The sequence below is a fragment of the Prevotella sp. E13-17 genome (assembly GCF_022024035.1).
Lineage (GTDB): Bacteria > Bacteroidota > Bacteroidia > Bacteroidales > Bacteroidaceae > Prevotella.
Window position 1 is genome coordinate 217,850 of the sequence record NZ_CP091787.1, and the last position, 19,852, is coordinate 237,701.

At 52.9% G+C, this 19,852-nt stretch carries 11 protein-coding genes; 4 read left to right on the plus strand and 7 right to left on the minus strand.

All coding sequences use genetic code 11. The annotated features are described in order from the left end of the window. Nucleotides 1–5 precede the first annotated feature (5 nt). The gene (locus tag L6472_RS00675; protein ID WP_237806254.1) at nt 6–1,499 is read right to left on the minus strand and encodes a lipopolysaccharide biosynthesis protein; all 1,494 of its coding nucleotides are present in this window, start codon (nt 1,497–1,499) and stop codon (nt 6–8) included. A 9-nt stretch (nt 1,500–1,508) separates the two neighbouring features. Beyond that, the gene (locus L6472_RS00680; RefSeq protein WP_237806256.1) at nt 1,509–2,741 is read right to left on the minus strand and encodes a nucleoside recognition domain-containing protein; all 1,233 of its coding nucleotides are present in this window, start codon (nt 2,739–2,741) and stop codon (nt 1,509–1,511) included. 183 nt (nt 2,742–2,924) lie between these two features. Here L6472_RS00680 and L6472_RS00685 point away from each other — a divergent pair, with 183 nt between their 5' ends. Then, nucleotides 2,925–5,564 (plus strand): LruC domain-containing protein, encoded by a 2,640-nt coding sequence (locus L6472_RS00685; protein WP_237806258.1) that lies wholly within the window; start codon nt 2,925–2,927, stop codon nt 5,562–5,564. A gap of 12 nt (nt 5,565–5,576) precedes the next feature. Here L6472_RS00685 and L6472_RS00690 read toward each other — a convergent pair whose 3' ends face one another. Further along, entirely contained in the window at nt 5,577–8,822 is a 3,246-nt protein-coding gene (locus L6472_RS00690; protein ID WP_237806260.1) for a GH92 family glycosyl hydrolase, read from the minus strand. Beyond that, nucleotides 8,819–11,407 (minus strand): GH92 family glycosyl hydrolase, encoded by a 2,589-nt coding sequence (locus L6472_RS00695; protein ID WP_237806262.1) that lies wholly within the window; start codon nt 11,405–11,407, stop codon nt 8,819–8,821. The genes L6472_RS00690 and L6472_RS00695 overlap by 4 nt, the downstream gene beginning before the upstream one ends. Nucleotides 11,408–11,494: 87 nt before the next feature. On the opposite strand from L6472_RS00695, the gene queC reads away from it, so the two are divergent. The 3 genes from queC to L6472_RS00710 all read left to right on the plus strand — a co-directional run bounded on the left by queC (nt 11,495) and on the right by L6472_RS00710 (nt 16,368). After that, nucleotides 11,495–12,148, plus strand: a complete 654-nt coding sequence (gene queC / locus L6472_RS00700) for a 7-cyano-7-deazaguanine synthase QueC (RefSeq protein ID WP_237806265.1) — start codon at nt 11,495–11,497, stop codon at nt 12,146–12,148. 54 nt (nt 12,149–12,202) lie between these two features. Then, nucleotides 12,203–13,099 carry a hypothetical protein gene (locus L6472_RS00705; RefSeq protein ID WP_237806267.1) on the plus strand — a complete coding sequence of 299 codons (897 nt, stop codon included), beginning with the start codon at nt 12,203–12,205 and terminating at the stop codon, nt 13,097–13,099. A 392-nt stretch (nt 13,100–13,491) separates the two neighbouring features. After that, a complete protein-coding gene (locus tag L6472_RS00710) occupies nt 13,492–16,368 on the plus strand; it encodes a lipocalin-like domain-containing protein (protein ID WP_237806269.1) in 2,877 nt (958 codons plus the stop codon). A 3-nt stretch (nt 16,369–16,371) separates the two neighbouring features. Here the strand turns inward: L6472_RS00710 and L6472_RS00715 are convergent, their stop codons facing one another. From L6472_RS00715 to L6472_RS00725, 3 genes are read right to left on the minus strand one after another with little or no spacing between them, the layout of a single operon-like run. Continuing rightward, on the minus strand, nt 16,372–17,970 hold the full coding sequence (locus L6472_RS00715; RefSeq protein WP_237806271.1) for a GDSL-type esterase/lipase family protein: 1,599 nt from the start codon (nt 17,968–17,970) through the stop codon (nt 16,372–16,374). A 58-nt stretch (nt 17,971–18,028) separates the two neighbouring features. Next, nucleotides 18,029–18,841 carry a pyridoxamine kinase gene (locus L6472_RS00720; RefSeq protein ID WP_237806272.1) on the minus strand — a complete coding sequence of 271 codons (813 nt, stop codon included), beginning with the start codon at nt 18,839–18,841 and terminating at the stop codon, nt 18,029–18,031. A 5-nt stretch (nt 18,842–18,846) separates the two neighbouring features. Continuing rightward, entirely contained in the window at nt 18,847–19,791 is a 945-nt protein-coding gene (locus L6472_RS00725) for an aldo/keto reductase (RefSeq protein ID WP_237806274.1), read from the minus strand. Between the last annotated feature and the right edge of the window lie 61 nt (nt 19,792–19,852).

Below are 19,852 nucleotides of genomic sequence, written 5' to 3' on the forward strand. Positions count from 1 at the left end.
GTTCTTTATTTGTTCTTGAAATACTTGCCAATTACAGGAAGCCCAGCGAGGGGCAGGTCGCGCTTCACGATCAGTGCAACGAATAGCAGGATGAGCAGTGTGTTGAACGCCAGAGAAGCAATCAGCGGCCAACTGCTGGCGATGCGCATGAAGGTGTAGAAGATAAAGGCGATGACAACATAGACGGAGATGTCCTTCAGAGGATAGTTGATCTTGTAATAGTGCTGGCCAATGAAGTAGGACAGCAACATCGAAGCGGCATAGGCCACAAAGCCAGCCCATGCGCAGGCCATATAACTGAAACGGGGAATGAACAGCACATCGATGCTGATGAGCACCAGCGCACCGAAGCCCGAGAAATAGGCGCCCCAGATGGTGCGGTCGGTCAGTTTATACCAGAACGACAGGTTGAAGAACACGCCAAACATGATCTCGGCGGCCATCACGATGGGCACCACCTTCAGACCCTCCCAGTAGCTCTCGCCGATGATGAACTTCAGTACGTCGATGAAACCCATGACGCAGAGGAAGGCCAGCAGCGTGAATATCACGTAGAACTTCATGGCCTGGGCATAGGTCTCACGGTTGTCTTTGTCCTTAGACCTGCCAAAGACAAAGGGCTCGTAGGCAAAGCGGAATGCCTGTGTGATCATGACCATGATCATGGCTATCTTGATGCAGGCACCATAGATGCCCAACTGGGCGCGAGCCTCCTCGACGGAACCGTCGTAGAGATAGGGGAACAGAATCTGTGAGGCGGCCTGGTTGAGCTGTCCTGCCACACCCATGATGAGCAGTGGCCATGTGTAGCTGAGCATACGCCGACAAGCTGCACCGTCGAAGCCAAAGCGGAAACCGCGCAACTCCTTCCAAAGCAGCAGCAGCGAACAGATGGTGCACACCAGGTTGATATAGAACACAAAGGCCACATCGAGCGTGAACTGTTCGTCGTAGATGCCGAAAGGATTCAGTCTTAGCGCAGGCAGAATGATCAGGTAGAGCAGGTTGAGCGAGATGTTCAACAGGATGTTGATGATCTTCAGAGCGGCAAACTTGACGGGCTTATGCTGATAGCGCAGGTAGGCAAAAGGCACTGCCATAAAGGCATCGATGGCCACGGTGACATACATGACTGCCACATATTCGGGATGGTCGGCATAGCCCACGGCACTGGAGATGGGCTCAATGAGCAACAGCACCAGTATGATGGACAGTAAAGAGGTGGTGGCCAGCATGCGCAGGGTGGTGGAGTAGATGCGCTCGGGTTGCTCGCCTTCGCGATTCATAAACCTGAAGAAGGTGGTCTCCATGCCAAAGGTGAGCAAGATGATGAGTATGGACACGTAGGCATAGACGTTGGTGATGACACCATACTCGCCACCTGAAGCAGCAAAGCGTGCGGTCTGGATGGGTACCAGAAGGTAATTGATAAAACGGGCAACGATGCTCGAGAGACCATAGATGGCCGTGTCTTTGACAAGTGATTTAAGATTTGCCATAGTTTTCTTTTATCCAAAGAACATATATGATACCAGGATGGCGGCAATGATGCCGGCAAGGTCGGCCAACAGGCCGCAGGCCACGGCATGACGCGTGTAGCGAATGCCTACAGAACCGAAGTAAACGGCCAGAATGTAGAAGGTGGTGTCTGTTGATCCCTGAAATACGCACGACAGACGGCCCACAAAGGAGTCGGCACCGTAGGTTGTCATGGCGTCGATCATCATGCCACGGGCGCCGCTGCCGCTGAGTGGTTTCATCAAGGCTGTAGGCAAGGCACCAACGAATTGGGCATCGATGCCCATCGATTCTATGCCGTAGCGGATGCCGTCGATCAAGAAGTCCATGGCTCCGGAAGCACGGAAAACACCGATTCCAACGAGGATAGCAACCAGATAGGGGATGATGCGCACGGCTGTCGTAAACCCGTCCTTTGCTCCTTCTACAAAGGCGTCATAGACGTTGATCTTCTTGAGTAGTCCTGCCGTGATAAAGCAAATGATGATGGTCATCAGGATGATGTTGGCAGCCGACGTGCTGACCAAGTTCATCTGTTCGCCATTCAGCTGGTTGAACCCCCAGATGATGCCCGACACCAACAGACAAGCGCCTCCTAAGGTGGCCAATACAGGTACGTTGAAAAGGTTGATGCGCTGGAAGAGTGAAGTGACCAGCACGCCCATCAACGTGGAAAAGAAGGTAGCCAGCAGGATGGGAATAAAGATGTCGGTAGGTTGGGCTGCCCCCATCTGTGCACGATAAACCAGAATGCTGACCGGTATCAACGTCAGTCCGCTGGTGTTCAGCACCAAAAACATGATCATGGGGTTCGAAGCGGTGTCCTTCTTGGGATTGATCTCCTGCAACTGCTCCATGGCTTTCAGTCCTAAGGGCGTTGCCGCATTGTCCAGTCCCAGCATGTTGGCAGCGATGTTCATAAAGATACTGCCCGTCACGGGGTGCCCTTTGGGAATGTCTGGAAACAGTTTGACGAACACCGGACTCAGCAGGCGGGCCAAGACGTTGACCACACCACCGCGTTCGCCAATCTTCATGATGCCTAACCATAGAGACAAAACGCCAGTCAGACCCAGAGAAATCTCAAATGCTGTTTTTGACGATGAAAACGTAGAATCCATCATTTCTGGGAAAACGTCAAAATCCCCCAGAAAGACTAATCGCACCAATGCTACCACAAAGGCGATGATAAAGAATGCAATCCAAATATAATTTAATACCATACAAGATGCAAAGGTAGTGTAAATTATTGAAATATGCAAAAGAAATTATGAGTTAAGCTATGTTAATAATAGGTACCTGTGTACATATTTAAATATAAAAAATAAAATGTAATGCTTGCCAAATGAAAAAAAATATTTAATTTTGCACCCGAATTGGTTAAGAAATTTTTTTGTTGAAAAATTATGATGAATGGAAAATCTCTTTTAGGTTTAATTTTGTCTATGTTGGCTTTCACTTCTTGCGAGCGTGATTTGTTCGACTTGGAGAAGTATAGAGAAACCGTGGCTGCTGCGTTCCCCGTGATGAATGTTGATCCAGACCACACATGGACCACCATTGGTACGGCAAGCGTGGAGCTCGGTGTAAACATGGGCACAGGCGAGGCGTACGACGTGAGGATTTACGATGAGAATCCTATCGGCAATCCCGAATCACTCACACTGCTGGCTCAGGGTACGGTAAACGATGGCGAGGTGCTCTCCACCGTGCTCAGCTATCCGTTGGATAAGAACTATGTCTTTGTGGCTTTGTTTGACAAAGACCGCTATATGAGTGTCTATCCCTTCGGTATCGTCGATGGTAAGATAGAGGGCGTCGTCAGCCTTGAGGCTACTGAGGAATCAAGAAGAATGGCTCCTCAGCGTCAGGTGGCGCACAGCTTCAACTTCCCCGATGCGCCTAATGCATCGCTCTTCGCCACATCAATCCCAAGTGGTGCAAAGACCGTAGATCGGTATTACGAGACCCAGAGCGGCAATTACTCCGTAAGAACCAGCGATACGCAAATCAACGTGTGGAACGGTAACTGTAATCTGTACTTCGGAGCAGGTTCTTACAATGTGAAGCTCACAGGTGTTAACAATAATACAAATATCTACTTGCTGTCTGGTGCAGTGGTCACGATGGATGTTAATATGAAATATGGCAATGTCAATGTCTATGTGGCTCAGGGTGCTACGTTGACGAGCAGTATTAATACCAATGTGCATATCTATAACAAGGGTACTATGAATGTTTCTGTCCTGACCCTCTATAGTTCGTATAATCCATGGTGGAATGATCCTAATGCTTCTGATGGAACCTTGTATAATGAAGGAACCGTGAGGGTTTCTGGCACTATCAATGTCAATAGCCATTCTCAGTTGGTCAATGCCGGCACAATCACCGCCGCTGCGATTAATGTGGCAGAGACCGGTCAGATCCTGAACAAGGGCACCATGACCGTGAGTGGTCATCTGGGCGTAGAGAACACCGAATCGCTCTTTATCAACGAGGGCACCTGTACAGCAGGAACTGTCGGCGTGGCTGGCAGTGCCGATCTCTACAACGACGGTAATATGACCGTCACGGGCGAGACCACCGTCAGCAGTAACCAGGCTACCTGGCACAACGACGGTACCTATACTACTCAGAAGTTCACCTATACAGCCGGTAGTACCGACGTGATTAACAACTGTAAGATGATTGTCACCGACCGTTTCTACATCGGTCTGGGCGACACCGACAAAAACAGCTTCCAGTTGAATGGCGGCGCTTCTGTTGTCACCAAAGACTTTGAGTTCTCTGGTCCTGGCTTCATCAAGATGGGGTCTGGCTCACTGTTTCAGGTCACTGGCAAGGCTTACATGGCTATCACCAAGGATGTCTATGGCATCTATGGTCCCAGCAAGGGCAGCTATGCCGTGTTCCAGGCTAAGGAGATCACTCGTCGTAGCGATATCAATCCTCGTCAGGGCTTCGTGGCCAACTATTTCAATCGTGTCTATGTGGCTACCGACAAGCACTTCAACTTTGGCTATAGCGACAAGAGCGATGCTCAGATAGCCAATGGTGAAATAGGCAATCAGCCCTATTATCGTCTCGACAGTAAGTCGGGCGCCAAGATGTCTTCATACAATGGTGCCGATGTCAAGATCGAAGCCGGCGAGTGCTCGCCTGGTTATGGTGGTCAGCCCCAAGCTGAGGAACCGCAGGCAGGTCCGTTGGGACTTCGCTACTGTTTCGAAGATAACTTCCCACAGTTGGGCGACTATGACTTCAACGATGCTGTGCTCACCGTTACACCAACGGTTAATGGCAAGAACGTCACCCTGAAGGTAACCCTTGATGCTGTCGGTGCTACCAAGCAGTTGGCTGCAGCTATCCGCATAGTAGGTCTGAAAGACAGTGATATCAAGAGTTGCACTCGTACTGGCAATCTCGATGACAACTATCCCAACACCTCTCGTGTCATCATCAACGGTATGGGTGAGAATGGTCTTGTCAGCAACAGTGCCAAGAACAACACCACCGATGTGGTCATTGGCCTCTTCAACAATGCCCACTGGTCTATCGGTCGTACCATCGCCAATATAGGTTCTGTGCAGAACTGGTTCTATAACACCGTCAATCCAACCAGTGGTTATGCTGGTAAGAAGAATGGCGTTGCTCCTGCCGAGGTGACCTTCACCTTCGAACTGAACAGCGCTGAGGCTGCTGCTCACTTCTCTGAGAAGGATCTCGACGTGTTCATTCTTGAGCCTTATAACTCTGCCTATTGGGAAGTGCACACCGTGCCCTTCAAGACCGACGAGGTGATGAAGGACTATGCCACCAACAGAAAGAAGGAGCTCTATGGCGACAACTTCCCATGGGCTATCTGTGTGCCGGGCAACTTTAAGTATCCTTACGAGTGGACCACCATTGGTAATGACAAGAGTGGTGAGATTGTCGGTGCCTACAGAACGCCTGGTCACTCTTTTGCCGAGTGGGCTCACGACCAGAAGAGCGCCACCGACTGGTATAAGTATCCCACCACGGAGGATGTCTATCAAGGACAATAACCCAAACTCTTTTTAGGGAATCAATTTCAGACTGCCGCCCCTTACAATGTCTTCATGCTGAATGCTGTTGCGTTGTAAGGGGTGGTCGTTTATTGTTGCCTTGCCAGTCTTGTCGGCCGATGAAATCGTGAATGTCCGTCCATGGCTCAGGTTCAAGGTGATCTGTTCAAACGACGGTGCACCTACGACATACTCAGTGGTGGCGGGACAAACGGGATAGAAGCCCATCATGGCAAACACCTGCCATGCCGACATCTGTCCAGCATCGTCATTACCGCTCAGTCCGCCCGGTGTATTGTTATATTCCGTTGCCAGAATATGACTGACCCACCGACGTGTCTTATCGGGTGCTCCTGCCAGTGCATAGAGCCAGGCCACCTGATGACAGGGCTCGTTGCCATGCCAGTATCTGCCTTCGCCGAACATCGAGTCGAGCTTTGCTACAAAAGCCTCGCGTCCACCCAACAGCTGTATCAGCCCTTCCACATTCTGTGGTACGTACCAGGTGTAATGACAAGTGGCTCCTTCTGTGATAAACGATTTGCGGTGGGTATGGTCACTGTTGTTCTCCCAACTGCCGTCAGCATGTCGTCCGTCGGCATAACCCGTATGTGGGTTTATCACGTTGCGCCAGTTCTCGCTGCGTTTCATCAGTTGTTGATAGTCCTCATCATGCCCCAGGGCCTTAGCCATCTGTGCTACGCAGAAGTCATCATACGCATATTCCAGTGTTCGTGAGGTCTGCTCATCAGTGTGAAAGGCCTCTTTGACGTGGTCTTCCATGGGTATATAACCATACTTCAGATATGATTGCAGGGCACGTCGGCCTAATCCGTTCTCATACGCTTCTGCCGTTTCCGGCCATTCCATCGCGTTTTTCCTCATCCCCTCGTAGGCTTTCTCTGCATCGAAGTCGCGGATGCCTTTCAGGTAGGCATCTGCCAGCACCGACACACAGTGGTCGCCTATCATCGCCGCTGTATAGCTGTTCCAACACGGAAAGATGGGCAGCCATCCACCCTCTTCGTACATGTCCACCAGCGACTGCATCATGTTGGCCGAACGTAAGGGGTCAATGAGGTTCAGTAGTGGGTGTAGAGCCCTGTAGGTGTCCCACATGGAGAAGTCGCCATAGTGTGTTCTGCCATTGCTGCTCTTAATGTTTCCACCCGCAAAGGCAGGATAGCGGCCGTCCACATCGCTCATCTCGCGAGGCAAGAACGACGCGCGGTAGAGTGCTCCGTAGAACTGATTGATTTTGTCTGCATTGCTGTCACTCACGTCGATGCGATGCATGCGCTCATTCCATTGCTGTATGTTGGTTTCCATCATTTCTTCAAACGACCGAAGCTCGCATAGGTTCTTTTCGGCTCCGTTTGCAGCGGTAAAAGAGGTGGCCATTCTCAGCTCCAGTGGTTGGCTCTTCTTTCCATTGAACGTCAGGCAGATGCCTTGCTCAAATGACGAAAAACGAACCATTTCATCGTTATATCTCATGACCATAAACCCGCAGAAACCAGCCGGTTCGCCCCATCCCTGATAGATGCGATGCACGGGGTTGCAGGCCGTGACTTGTCTTGCCTTTTCGTCCAGTTTTGCCCATCCCTCTTTCTCGTCGCTGTTGGTGTTCAGCACGATGTGGATCGGACCGTCTGCTATGGGCGTGATACGCATGATGGCGCTGTGGCTCAGTGCCGTCATCTCGATGGTCAGCCTCTCGTCGGGCAGATAGACCTTATAGTAATAAGGATGCGACACCTCATTGTCGTGGCTGAAGCGTGTGGCTCTCTCTGTCGGCGTGAAACGAGCGTTGCCGCTCAGTGCAGCCACGGTAAACGACCCATAGTCCTGCGTACAGCCCCCCACCAGCCAGTGACTGGCACGGATGCCTTGGAACAGCGAGTCCGTGTAGTAGTAGGGTGCCACGCATTTCTTTTCCGTGTCGCGCGTTTGTGGTGTCCAGAAAGTCTGTCCGTGAGGCACGAGCACGGCAGGCAGTGTCTGCCCGTGTTCCTCCGACCCTTTGCCGAAGAGTCCTGCCGACTTCGTGTTGGCAGGTGCCGTTCCCACCATGGTGTTGAGTGTCGCCAGCTGCCTGACGTGGTTCAGCATGTGAATGCGCTGGTGCATGTAGGTCTTGATATCCTCCCATCGGTAGCTGTTTTCCACCGAAGGAATGGGCAGTTTTTGCAATTTCTCGTTGTGCAGCAACTGTACCAGCACCTCGCCTTGGCGGTTTTTGGCAAAGATCATTTGCAGGTTGGCAGCCATCGGTACGATATCTTCCATCCCATCGCCAGGCAGTGATAGCTGAAGCAGCGTCAGTAGTCGGAAGAGCGCCGTGTCGTGACCAAAGCGAAGCGAAACCCCATGTCCACCACGGGCAATCATGGTGTCTGCTTCCTGCTCAATGTTTTCCCATAGTGGTATGCTCGAGCGGGCAGGAATACCATCGTTTAAAGGTGTCCGATCGTTGATCATCGTCATCCGTTCGTTGTTAGCGCGGTGCACGGCCATCATCTCTTCTGATGTAAACAGGTCCCAAAACGTCAGTTTCATCGGGATGTCCTGCATGTCGGAGGCGATGGTGTGAAGTTCTGTCAGCAAGCGCTTCTCTGTCGCATCGTCTGCCAAGGGCAACTTGAAAAGACTGCCAATGAAGCGCGCCGTTGATATGTTGAGCATGCTCTTTGTCTTCTGCGAGAGCACCTTCAGCTCGTCAGACTCATGGTTGATATACGCCATGAAGCGTGCTTCTGTCTCAGGGTGCAGGTCCTTGCAGGGCAGTTGACTGCAGAAAGCCAGCATCGAAACCCTGCATCGTGGCACCGTGCTTGACCGGGCCTGCATCGTGGCACCTTTAGAAAACACCTGTGGGTAGTTCTTCACCATGCGTTGTGCAATCTGTCGGTGTTGCTTTGCTCCCAAGGGCGTCAGCTGTCCGGCGTTCCCTTGGGCATTCTTCCACACCCGTAGCAAGCGTTTCTTCACGTCTTTGCCCAGGGCGGTCAGCTTGCTGTCGTCTTCAAACTGCTCCAACACCCAGGTGTAACGCTGTTCGTCGGGCAGCCATCTCGAACCATGGCGCCCATAGTGTGAGATATAAAAAACATCGAATCCATCGGGGAAAATGCCTTTCTCGGCCTTTGTCACGGGGTAGGCATAATAAACACCACCCGTCTGCTCGGGCGATAATGTCTGTGCTACGTTGGTCAGCGCCCACAACAGGCACACCGTAAGAATGCTTAGTCTTTTCATAGTGATTTGATGGTCCAGTCAATACCTAAAGGATTATGCCGCATTTCAAGCACCAGCGGCAGTGCTTCGTTCTTCTCTATCCACATCTCCGTGGCGTCGATGTCGGCTTTCACATGCACGGCGGCAGTCGTCTCATCGACTTTCCGCCATGTGATGGTGTCGTAAACGAAGGCGCCCTTTGCCCTTAGCTCGGCATAGGCCTTTTGCGAAATGAAGGCGAAGGTGCCCTTGACGGCGTGGTAGGTGGTGCCGTCTTGCTGCGGGGTGAGCCAGCAGAAGGTGGTGGCTTGCTCTACCTCCTGGCGCGGGATGTGGTAGGTGGTCTGCTTGCAGGTGAGCACCAGCGTGTCAGCGCGCCAGCTGTAGGCCAGGGGCCAGCTGCGGTACTGGCGGTTCAGGGTGAAGGCGATATGGGCGCTGGGGGAGGCGGGAGTGCCAGCCGAAACGGCTGGCCTACGGAGAAGGGCTGCAGGAGCGGCGGGCCCGGGGGCGGCGGTGAAATGGAGCTTGCCGCCTTTTAGGAGGTCTTGGTGGGTGATGCGGGCGGCGGGGAGTGGGCGGCCGTTCCAGGTGACGGCGGCGAAGTGGGGGGCGTCGCCCGTTCTTTCTACCTCCAGCTGCTGGCCGTTGGGCAGGGTGAAGCGGTAGTGGGGCAGTAGCGGGAGGTTGAGTAGGTAGGTGTCGGTGCCTGCCAGTGGGTAGAGTCCCATCATGTGGAAAGCCAGCCACGACGACATGGCACCTGAGTCATCGTTGCCGGGCAGTCCGTCTGGCAAGTCCGTATAGTGGTTGTTGATGATCTGATGGATGCGCTGGGTGCTCAGGTCGGGTCTTCCTATCCAATGGTATAGACAAGGTGAGAGGAAGGAAGGCTCGTTCTGTACGTTGTAGTAGCCCTTTTCAAAGAATAGGTCCAGTCGCTGCTTGAATGCCTCCTTGCCACCGCAAGCCTCGATCAGTCCCTCCACGTCGTGTGGGATGCTGAGTGAGTACTCCTCGCTCGTAGCTTCATAGAAGAATGTGTCCCACCAAGGCACGTACCATGGTGCCACCTTGGTGGTTGGCGTATAGGCTATCGTGGGGTGGAACACCTGAGAGTGTCCCCACGGTACTGAGTCGAGCCACTGTCCCTCTGCGTCTTTGGGCATGATGAAACCGCACATGCCGTCGTATATATAATCCTTACGCCACAGGTTCTTCCAGTTCTCCGACCGTTTCATATAGCGCTGATACACCCCAGTGTCGCCCAGTCGTTTGGCCACCTGTGCGATGCACCAGTCGTTGAAAGCATATTCCACGGTGCGTGTGCCGGCACGCGGGATGCCATAGGGAATATAGCCCAATGCGATATATTCGTTCAGTCCGCCGCGTCCGTGTTTCTCGTGTTCGCTGCCAGCATCCACTTCGCCATCTTTCAACATTGCCTCCAAAGCCAGGCGGTAGTCAATGCCTTTCAGTCCTTTGGCCATCGCATCGGCCACCACCACGTCGGCATTTGAGCCGCCCTGTGTCCTGCCGTTGCAGTCGCCACTGCGTGCATCGGGCATATATCCCTCATGTTGATAGATGTTGAGGAGCGCGTTGACCATGGCCACCTCGCGATCGGGGCACAGCAGCGTGAGCAGTGGCGACGAGGTGCGGTAGGTGTCCCAGATGGCATAATAGTCATCGTAGTAAGCCCCCTTCTTCCATCGTGGATTCTCTCCCGTCTTATCTACCGGCATCAGCATGGTGTGATAGAGCGCCGTGTAGAACATACGTTTCTGTTGTTCGGTGCCCTCGATGCTGATCTTCGACAGCTGTTGCTCCCATGTGGCGCGCAAGTGTTGCAGTTGCTGGTTGAAGTTTCGCTTCCCGATGTTCTTTTGAGCCTTTTGTATGCCGACATACGAGATGCCAATCTTTACGTTCACCAGTGTGTCGCTGAAGGTCAGTAGGTTGCCTTCAGCCTTGAAGGGCCGGTCAGTCCTCAAGGCAAAGAACACCGTGTAGGGACCGCCATTGTTCCAGCCACCCCTGATGCAAGAGAATCCCTGCACCTCATGGTCGGACACCACCTGGAAGTCTGCACCCACAAACTGCTGACGTTCGCGCAGGTTGGGCACCGGGTTCTTGCCCAGAAAATGGGTCACGTCCACCAGCAGCGCCCCCCTGTTGGGATAGTGAAAGCGGTAGTAGGCACAGCGCTCGTCGGTGGTAATCTCCGTGCGGATGCCGTTGTCGAAGGTGGTGGCATAGTAGCCCAGCTCGATCTGTTCCTCGCGGCGGGCCTGTTCGCTTTGGTCACCGCCCACAAGGCACGGCAGTATCAGAATGTTGCCATACTTCTGTCCGCCGCCCGTGCCGCTGACGTGCGTCTGCGAGAAGCCCGTCACCTTGGCAGGCATCTCGGCCCATCCCGCATTGGGCAGCACCCCGCAGTCAGGGCCAGGCTTCACCATGCCGAAAGGCATGCAGGGACCGGGGAACGTGCGTCCCACGCCCACGCTGCCAATACGCGGGTCAACATATTGCCAGCACTGGGCCGACAGTTCCGAAAAAAGACTCAGAAGACTTGTAAATAGTAGTATGGTTTTTAGTTTCATAGTGCAAAGATATACATTTTTTCCTTTTGAATGTGCTCCAATTAAAATAAATTGCATATATTTGCAACCGAATAGCAGAGAAAGAATATGAAAGACAGCATTTTGATTTTGAGCGGCGGCGTCGATTCTACCACCATGCTCTACGACTACAAAGACCGTATTGCGATGGCCATCTCGTTTGACTATGGCTCCAATCATAATGCCCGTGAGATACCCTTTGCCCGCATGCACTGCGAGCGACTGGGCATCCGTCATATCACCATCCCCCTGCAGTTTATGGCCACCTATTTTCGCAGTTCGCTGCTGTCGGGCGATGATGCCATTCCCGAAGGCCACTATGCCGACGAGAATATGAAGTCAACGGTGGTGCCTTTCCGCAACGGCATCATGCTGTCTATCGCCGTGGGCATGGCCGAGAGCAACAATCTGCAGTATGTGATGATGGCCAACCACGGCGGCGACCACACCATCTATCCCGACTGCCGCCCCGAGTTTGTGGATGCTTTCGATGCCACGGCGCAGGCCGGTACGTACAATGGCGTGCGTCTGTTGTCGCCCTATACCAACCTGACCAAGGCACAGATTGCCGCCCGCGGCAAGGAGCTGGGCATCGACTACAGCGAGACGTGGTCGTGCTATCGTGGTGGCGAGCACCATTGTGGTCGTTGTGGCACCTGCGTAGAGCGCCGTGAGGCATTTGAGCAGGCAGGCATCGACGACCGTACTGTCTATGAAGACTAATCTTACTGCATACCAATAACTACTTTTATACTAACCTTTTAATATTACTACATTATGAAGAAACTATCATCATTATTATTGATTCTGGTGGCCGCCCTGTGTTTGACGGCTTGCAGTGACAGTCCCGACAGTCTGGGTGCATCAAAAGCTAAGAAGCTGTTTAAAAAAGAGATGGCGCGTACGCATCGTCTTGAAGGTTTTGCTAATGTTCGCACCGGTTATTACGAGTGCAACGACAACGAGGATCGCTACAAGCTGCGCCAGTTGGCTGCCAACGACATCGTGACCTACAAGTGTGACGTGGTGAAAAAGACAGAGCGCGTCAGGAAGAAGCGCCGCGTGCAGGCAGGCTACTATTATAGATATTGGACCACCGAGAGCTACTATGTCAACGAAGAGGTGGACACCTATTTCGTGACCGTCGAGCTGACCGAGAAAGGTCGTGCTCTGCTCTATGAACCCCAGGAAGCCGAACCCGATGAGGACACCAAGGAACTGAAGCTCGATCAGGAGATAGACCTGAGCAAGTATCCCGAGTACAAGGTGGAAGCTGAGGAGTTTTCAAAGCCTGCAGCACAGGCCGAAGCACCAACTGTCGTAGAGACCCCCGACACGGTGGCTGCCTACGAAGAGAGCGAGGAAGCTTTCCAGCCCGATGAGCCAGCTACAGAGGCCGTTGACTCTAAAGCCAGTGCCTACGACAAGGCTAAAGCCAAGGAAAAGTACGAGGATGTGACGCTTAATGCCTTTGAACTGGACGTGATTAAGGCACGCAACGTGCGCAAGACGAGCGACAATACCGCGACGGCCCAGATTCTGGTGGAGTATGAAGACGTGACTCCCGTGGGTCGTATCATGATGGGCGTGTACGACGGTCAGCGCTTCGTTTCGCCAACACTGCACTACACCTATTTCGAAGACAAGGGCTGGCAACTGGACAGTGACGAATAAGCAGGACTCCTGTCAACATAACAACAGCTCCCATCCTACCGCCTGTCGGCCAGGATGGGAGCTGTTCTTTTTCACGACGGCAGAAACAGCAACTCAAGAGCTAAGCCATGACGACCTAAGCGTGGAGGTTTAGCGGCGCAAAACGGTCCCTTTGGTGCCTTTCGACTTAAGTCGTGAGACTTGTTGACTTAAGTCGTGAACGTTGTTGACTTAAGTCGAAAGGTCTGTTGACTTAAGTCGTGAACTACAGAAACGGCACTTTTAGGTTGGAAAAGAGGCTCTGTTATACCGCTATATGGCCGAGATTGGATTGTTTTTTCTAGCAAAAGTTTGGCGATAAAGAAAACAATGTTTATCTTTGCAGACAAGAAACAACTAATCTGCAGATAATTATGAGGAGAATCTTTACACTGTTAACTATGGGATTGCTGGCACTGAACAGCACCGCCCAGACAGAGTTGACGCAGACTGAGGCGAAGACCTTGTACAAGACTACAAGCAAGCACTGGATCAGCGTGCATGACCCATCTGTGGTATGGGAACCTAAAACCAAGCGATACTATATCTTCGGCTCACATCGTGCGCAGGCCTGGACACAGGATCTGCAGAACTGGACGTGGTTTAACTCGCCATGGAAAGTGGGAACCAACAATAATGCTTCTAACGAAGATGCTTTTGTGACGCCTCAGGTGAAGAAGGTGAAGAAAAATGGCCAGGAGGTTGACTTCCCGGCATTCAATGCCTATGAGTGGGCTGCTGCCTATCCTACGTGGAAAGACGGCAACGGCAATGCGTGGAATATCAATGGCAACATGTGGGCGCCCGACGTGATCTGGAACCCCGTCATGCAGAAATGGTGCCAGTATCTGAGCATCAACGGACCGAAGTGGAATTCGAGCATCATCTTGTTGACGGCCGATGACATCGAGGGTCCCTATGAGTATCAGGGACCTGTGGTGATTAGTGGCTTCGGGTTGAACGCTAACACTGACTATAAGAAGACCGACCTGGAACTGGTGCTCGGCACGACGCTGTCGGCACTGCCTTCGCGCTATAACAGTCCATGGGCCAGCACCCAAAAACCCAGTTTCCCGAACAATATCGACCCTTGCGTGTTCTATGATGAGGAGGGCAAACTGTGGATGGCCTACGGCTCGTGGTCGGGTGGCATCTTTATTTTGGAACTCGACGAGCAGACGGGTCTGCGCGATTATGACGTGGAGTACGAGAATAGCAACACCAGCGATGCCTACTTCGGCAAGAAGATAGCAGGTGGCTACTACTCGTCGGGTGAGGCACCCTACATAGAATATATTGGTGGCTACTACTATCTGTTTATCACCTATGGCGAACTGCAGCAAAACGGCGACTACAACATGCGCGTGTATCGGTCGAAGAACCCCAACGGACCTTATGCCGATCCCGCCGGACGCTCGCCCATCTATACGCAGTACACCATGAACTATGGCAATAATGCGCCTGCCCGTGGCGAGAAGCTGGTAGGTCCCTATAGTCATTGGGGCTACATGTCGCAGGGTGAGCGCTCGCAAGGGCATAACTCGATCATTGCGGCACCCGACGGTCGTACGTATCTGGTCTATCACACCCGTTTCTGCAATGACGACAAAGCCAGTGACGAGGGCCATCAGGTGCGCGTGCACCAAGTGTTCCAAAACAAGGAAGGCTGGCTTGTGGCAGCACCATTTGAATATAATGGAGAGGAAATCACGGATGCTGACATTGCCTCTAACCAGCCTTTCACACAGGAAGAGATGATCGGAACCTACAGTCTGCTGATGCATAAGTTTAGCAACAACCGCACGCAGTTGGAGCAGGTGGAACCTGTAGAGGTGACACTGAATGCTGATGGCACGGTGACAGGTAAGTACACGGGCAAGTGGAGTATGACCGAGGGCACTGGCTACGTCACGCTGACGCTGAACAACATAGTCTATCAGGGCGTTGCTGTCGAGGAAGTGATGGACAACAAGTCGATGCATGCGCTGGCCATCACAGCCTGCGGAACGTCGGGCGTGAACATCTGGGCTCACAAACTGATGCCTAAGTATGAACTGGCATGGATGCTGAACAACATGACGGTGCCTGTGAAGCAGAACCAGACTGTCTCTAAGGATGTGGACCTCTATGGCATGAAGATAGGTTTGCCCAACGTGATGCTGAGCTGGCAGAGCAACCAGCCCGAGGTTATCTCGCACTATGGTAAGTATAACCCCAGCGGACTGACCGAGGATGTGCCGGTGGTGCTCTCGGCACGCTTGGAGGCAGCCAACTACTATTGGGCACAAGACTATAAGGTGTATGCTGGAAAGGAGAACATGCCTACTGCCAATTGGAAGGGTGGCATGGTGGCACACTATGGCTTCGACCACCAGCAGCTCAGCAACTCGTTTGATGCGGCCCAGGTGGCAACGCTGGGTAAGAAGGGTACTGGCGTTGTGCCAGTGCTGGAAGACAATGACCCGATGCGCACCGGACGCGTGACACGCACCTACCCATCGGTCAACAACAACGAGGGTTATGTCACTATTCCTAACCCGCTCTATGGCAAGAACCTGGAGAATGGCGCAACCATCTCGCTGTGGGTGCAGCGCAACGACAACAACCTCTATGGCGCATTGTTGGGCGTAACAGATGGCAGTGCACGGCTGTTCTTCACGGGCAATGCCTATCTGGGTTTCAATGATGGCAAAACAGAGAATGTCGCTGGTGGCGTGTGGAACAACTGGATAGACCTGAACCATCCAGGGACGACCGAGACAAAACTTCTGTCGCAGAACAAGTGGGAGCTTGTGACGCTGTGCTTCGCCAAGGATGGCATCAGACTCTATGTCTCAGGGGCAGTGAAGAATTTTACAGCAGCCAATGGTAAACTAAACGGAACGGCAGTCAGTCAGGCGGCAAACTTTGACTACAGCCTCGTGCTGGAGCACTTGGCGGCCTCGCAATATCTGTATCTCGGCAATGGCGGTTTCTGGGGAACACCCGATGCCCGCTACGATGATCTTGTTGTGTACGACCGTACACTGTCGTTTTCCGAGGTTCTGGCTCTGAACACGATGGAGAACCGTGCGTTTGACTTCTGGACACTGAACCCCACGGGCATCGACGACATGCCACAGCAGCATGCCGCACCGGCAACAGCCATCTTCGACCTGCAAGGCAGGGTCATCAAAAATGGCAAATCGCTGGATAGCAATTTGCCACGTGGAATCTATGTAATCAACGGACGGAAGGTCGTCGTGAAGTGACGCTTACAGAGTGTACTTACGACCGTTCTGCACGATAATACCTTTTCGATTCTTTTTAACTGCACGCCCCGACAAGTCATAACATCTTGTTGGGGCGTCCGTTTTTACCGCAGGACGGATGCCTGTGGTCTGCTTAGACACGAAGTTGACGGTGTTGAGGCTCATGGCCTTGTTCTCCAACTGATCGGGGGCAACCATGGGCACGTAGAGCTCGAGGCTGGACTTCAGCATCTTGCCGGCATTCAACTGCTCGACCTCCTCGGGACAGAAGGCTGAACGCCAGAAGAACAACTCGCTGAACTGACGTGATACCTGACTGGTTGAGTCGCCTACGATGGTGCTGAACTGCGTGTTGATGCGCTCGTTGGCCTCTACGGATTTGTTGTCCACATAGAGCAGCACACGGCGCTGAGCGTAGTAATGAGTCAGCGTGATGGTGTGCCACTGGTCGTCGTTGATTGGAGCATCGACCGTCATCTGGTCGTCATACATGCTGGTGTAAACCACTTTACCCTCGGCATTGACCGACAGGTTGGCCTCGCGGGTACCTCTGGTGGCTTTCAAGGTGAGCAGCCTCCCGGCGTCGCCGCCTTTCACACGCAGGCTGATGGTGAAGGGATGTACGGTGCTTTCGCCCTGGAAGCTGACTACATCGCCCTGCCCCAGTGGCATGGCTGCTGTGGTGTTGCGCACGGGCTGTGACTTGCCGCTGGCGATGGCGTCGAAGAGTGATGGTGTCATGGCATAGAAAAACTCTTGGTGACCAGCCGTGGTGGGGTGGTAATCGTCGTCCTTATAGCCGGTTGCCCAGTGGCCCATGCCATCATCAATGGCACCCAGCGTGTTGACTGAAGACACGTCCCAGCTGTGGATGAGCAGGTTCATCTGCTTGATGTAGTTATAGTCCTCGGTGGTATAGTCGGCGCGGGTGTAGTTGTTCATCACCACAGGAATCTTGCCGTCGGCCTTGATCTTGCGGATGAGCAACTGCATGTTGTTGGCAAACTGATTGAAAATCTTCTGCTGGTCGGCAGCGCCATGGATACCCTCGTTGCCCATCGAGAGGCCAATGATGACATAGCGGGCGTGGTCGCGGGTCATCTCGGCATAGCGGTTCAGCAGGTCGTTGGTGGTGTTGCCGCCAATGGCAATGCCCGACACGTAGAAAGGTGTCTCGCTGGTTTTATCGTTGAAGCGCTTCTTCAGCTGTTCGCCGTAGAGGTAGGCATAGCCTTTGTTGCCCGTAGCACCCGTGCCGTTGCATACCGACGATCCGAAAGCTGAGATGCGGTAGGCATCGACGGGGGCGGTGAAGCTCCATGCCTTGGTCGTCATGTCGAAGCGCACGGTATAGGTGCCGCCATTGATGCGGATGTTGTTGGACTTGTAGGAAGGTTGGTCAGACTCGAAGTAAACATACTTGTCGCTGAACAAGAAGATGTGTGAATCGTCGAGGGTGACCTCCGACTGCCACACCTGATCTTCGACCTGTTCCAGCAGGATAGGCGTGGTGACAATGTTTCCCTTTAGGTACAGTTTGGTTTGGGCATAGCCCATGAGTGAAACGAGTAGCAAGAGTGCTACCAATGCTTTTTTCTTCATGCGATTTTTAGATTCTAGTTATTAATTATTACTTACTTTATCTTCTTGCTGGGTGGACTCAGAGCAAATCAAGACATCGCTCTATGTAGATGCCACACATGCGGTCTTCGACATCGCGGTTGCGATAGATCATCTCGCGAACCACATCCATGGCTTGACGGGTGCTGGCCGAGAGCGACTCGCCTTTCATCATGTGGCCGATGAGAACGGCCGAGAAGATGTCGCCGGTGCCATGAAACAGACCGGGAATCTCGTTGTATTCGTGGAGGAAATACTTGCCGGTGCTGGCATCGTAGCCCGCCACTTGGTTCTTGTCGTCAATGATACAGCTGGTGATGAGGGCAGAATGGGCTCCCAAGGCCACCAGACGGTCAAGCAACCGGCAGGCCTCGCTTCGAGTGAGACCTTCTTCCTGAAACGGTATGTCTGCCAGATAGCATGCCTCGGTGTAGTTGGGGAAGATGACATGTGCCACGCTGACCATCTCGCGCATCAGCTCTACCTGTTCCTGACCAATGCCATGGTAGAGACTGCCGCCATCGCCCATCACTGGATCAACAAACACGGTGCACCCCGTCTTGGCCTGTTCTCTGCAGAAGTCGGACACCAAGCGGGCTTGCTCCTCGCTGAACATCAGGCCGGTGCAGATGGCATCAAAATGAAAGCCCAGGCGCTTCCATACGGGAAGCGTCTGGCGCATATATTCTGTGGTGTCGAGTTGTGCAAAGTCGCCGTAGTTCAAGGTGTTTGATACTAAAGCGGTGGGAAGGTTGAAAGCGGGAATACCCATATAGTTAAGGATGGGGAGCATGGCTGCCATGCCTACCTTTCCATAACCGGCAATGTCGTTGATCAAAAGAACTTGTTTCATGTCATTTACTTAACACATTGCAGATTCTTTTCAAGTTGAGCGGTACTGCTGGCACCAACGAGTACGGAGGTGACACCGCGCTGCTTCAGAATCCAACGAAGGGCATATTCGGCCAGCGTCATGCCTTGCTGCTGGGCCTCGGCATTATAGCTGCGCAGACGGTCCAGAAGTTCGGGGGTGAGGGCGCTCTCCTTGAGGAACTTGCCTTTCGACATGCGTGAGTCGGCAGGGATTCCGTTGAGATAACGGTCGGTGAGCAGACCTTGTGCCAGGGGCGAGAACGAGATGAAGCCCACACCGTGCTCTGCACAGAAGTCCATGATGCCTGACTCTTGTGGCTCGCGGTCCAACATGTTCAGGCGACCCTGATAGATGAGCAGGGGCACATCGCGCTGCTTCAGGTAGTTGTAGGCAAAACGGGTGGCTTCGAGTGGCCAACGGGAGATGCCAATATAAAGGGCTTTACCGCTGCGAACGATGTCAACAAGTGCCTGGAGGGTTTCTTCAAGTGGGGTGTTGGGGTCGTAGCGATGACTATAGAACAGATCTACATAGTCCAGATGCATGCGCTTCAAACTCTGGTCGAGCGATGCCATGAGGTATTTGCGGGAACCCCAGTTGCCGTAAGGTCCAGGCCACATGTCGTAGCCGGCCTTAGAGGCGATGAACAGTTCGTCGCGATAGGGGCGGAAGGTGTCGTCCATCAGTCGGCCCATGGTCTCCTCGGCCGATCCATAGACAGGACCATAGTTGTTGGCCAGGTCGAAATGGGTGATGCCATGGTCGAAGGCATAGCGGGTAATCTCGCGTGAGCGCTCGTAGGGATCCACACTTCCGAAGTTATGCCAGAAGCCTAATGATACCTGTGGCAGCAGTACACCACTGTTACCACATCTCTTGAATGCCATGCCGCCTTCATCGTAGCGGTGTTCGTCAGCCTTGTATGTCATGCTCTTTCTCCTTATGATTTATATTTGGGAACAAAGGTACTAAAAAAAAGCGAACTGACAT

What these genes read in the sequence shown, in the direction of transcription:
- L6472_RS00695 (WP_237806262.1), bottom strand. Translation starts at nt 11,407, where the DNA reads ATGAAACTAAAAACCATACTACTATTTACAAGTCTTCTGAGTCTTTTT.
- L6472_RS00685 (WP_237806258.1), top strand. Translation starts at nt 2,925, where the DNA reads ATGATGAATGGAAAATCTCTTTTAGGTTTAATTTTGTCTATGTTGGCT.
- L6472_RS00715 (WP_237806271.1), bottom strand. Translation starts at nt 17,970, where the DNA reads ATGAAGAAAAAAGCATTGGTAGCACTCTTGCTACTCGTTTCACTCATG.
- L6472_RS00675 (WP_237806254.1), bottom strand. Translation starts at nt 1,499, where the DNA reads ATGGCAAATCTTAAATCACTTGTCAAAGACACGGCCATCTATGGTCTC.
- L6472_RS00725 (WP_237806274.1), bottom strand. Translation starts at nt 19,791, where the DNA reads ATGACATACAAGGCTGACGAACACCGCTACGATGAAGGCGGCATGGCA.
- L6472_RS00710 (WP_237806269.1), top strand. Translation starts at nt 13,492, where the DNA reads ATGAGGAGAATCTTTACACTGTTAACTATGGGATTGCTGGCACTGAAC.
- L6472_RS00680 (WP_237806256.1), bottom strand. Translation starts at nt 2,741, where the DNA reads ATGGTATTAAATTATATTTGGATTGCATTCTTTATCATCGCCTTTGTG.
- L6472_RS00720 (WP_237806272.1), bottom strand. Translation starts at nt 18,841, where the DNA reads ATGAAACAAGTTCTTTTGATCAACGACATTGCCGGTTATGGAAAGGTA.
- L6472_RS00690 (WP_237806260.1), bottom strand. Translation starts at nt 8,822, where the DNA reads ATGAAAAGACTAAGCATTCTTACGGTGTGCCTGTTGTGGGCGCTGACC.
- L6472_RS00705 (WP_237806267.1), top strand. Translation starts at nt 12,203, where the DNA reads ATGAAGAAACTATCATCATTATTATTGATTCTGGTGGCCGCCCTGTGT.
- queC (WP_237806265.1), top strand. Translation starts at nt 11,495, where the DNA reads ATGAAAGACAGCATTTTGATTTTGAGCGGCGGCGTCGATTCTACCACC.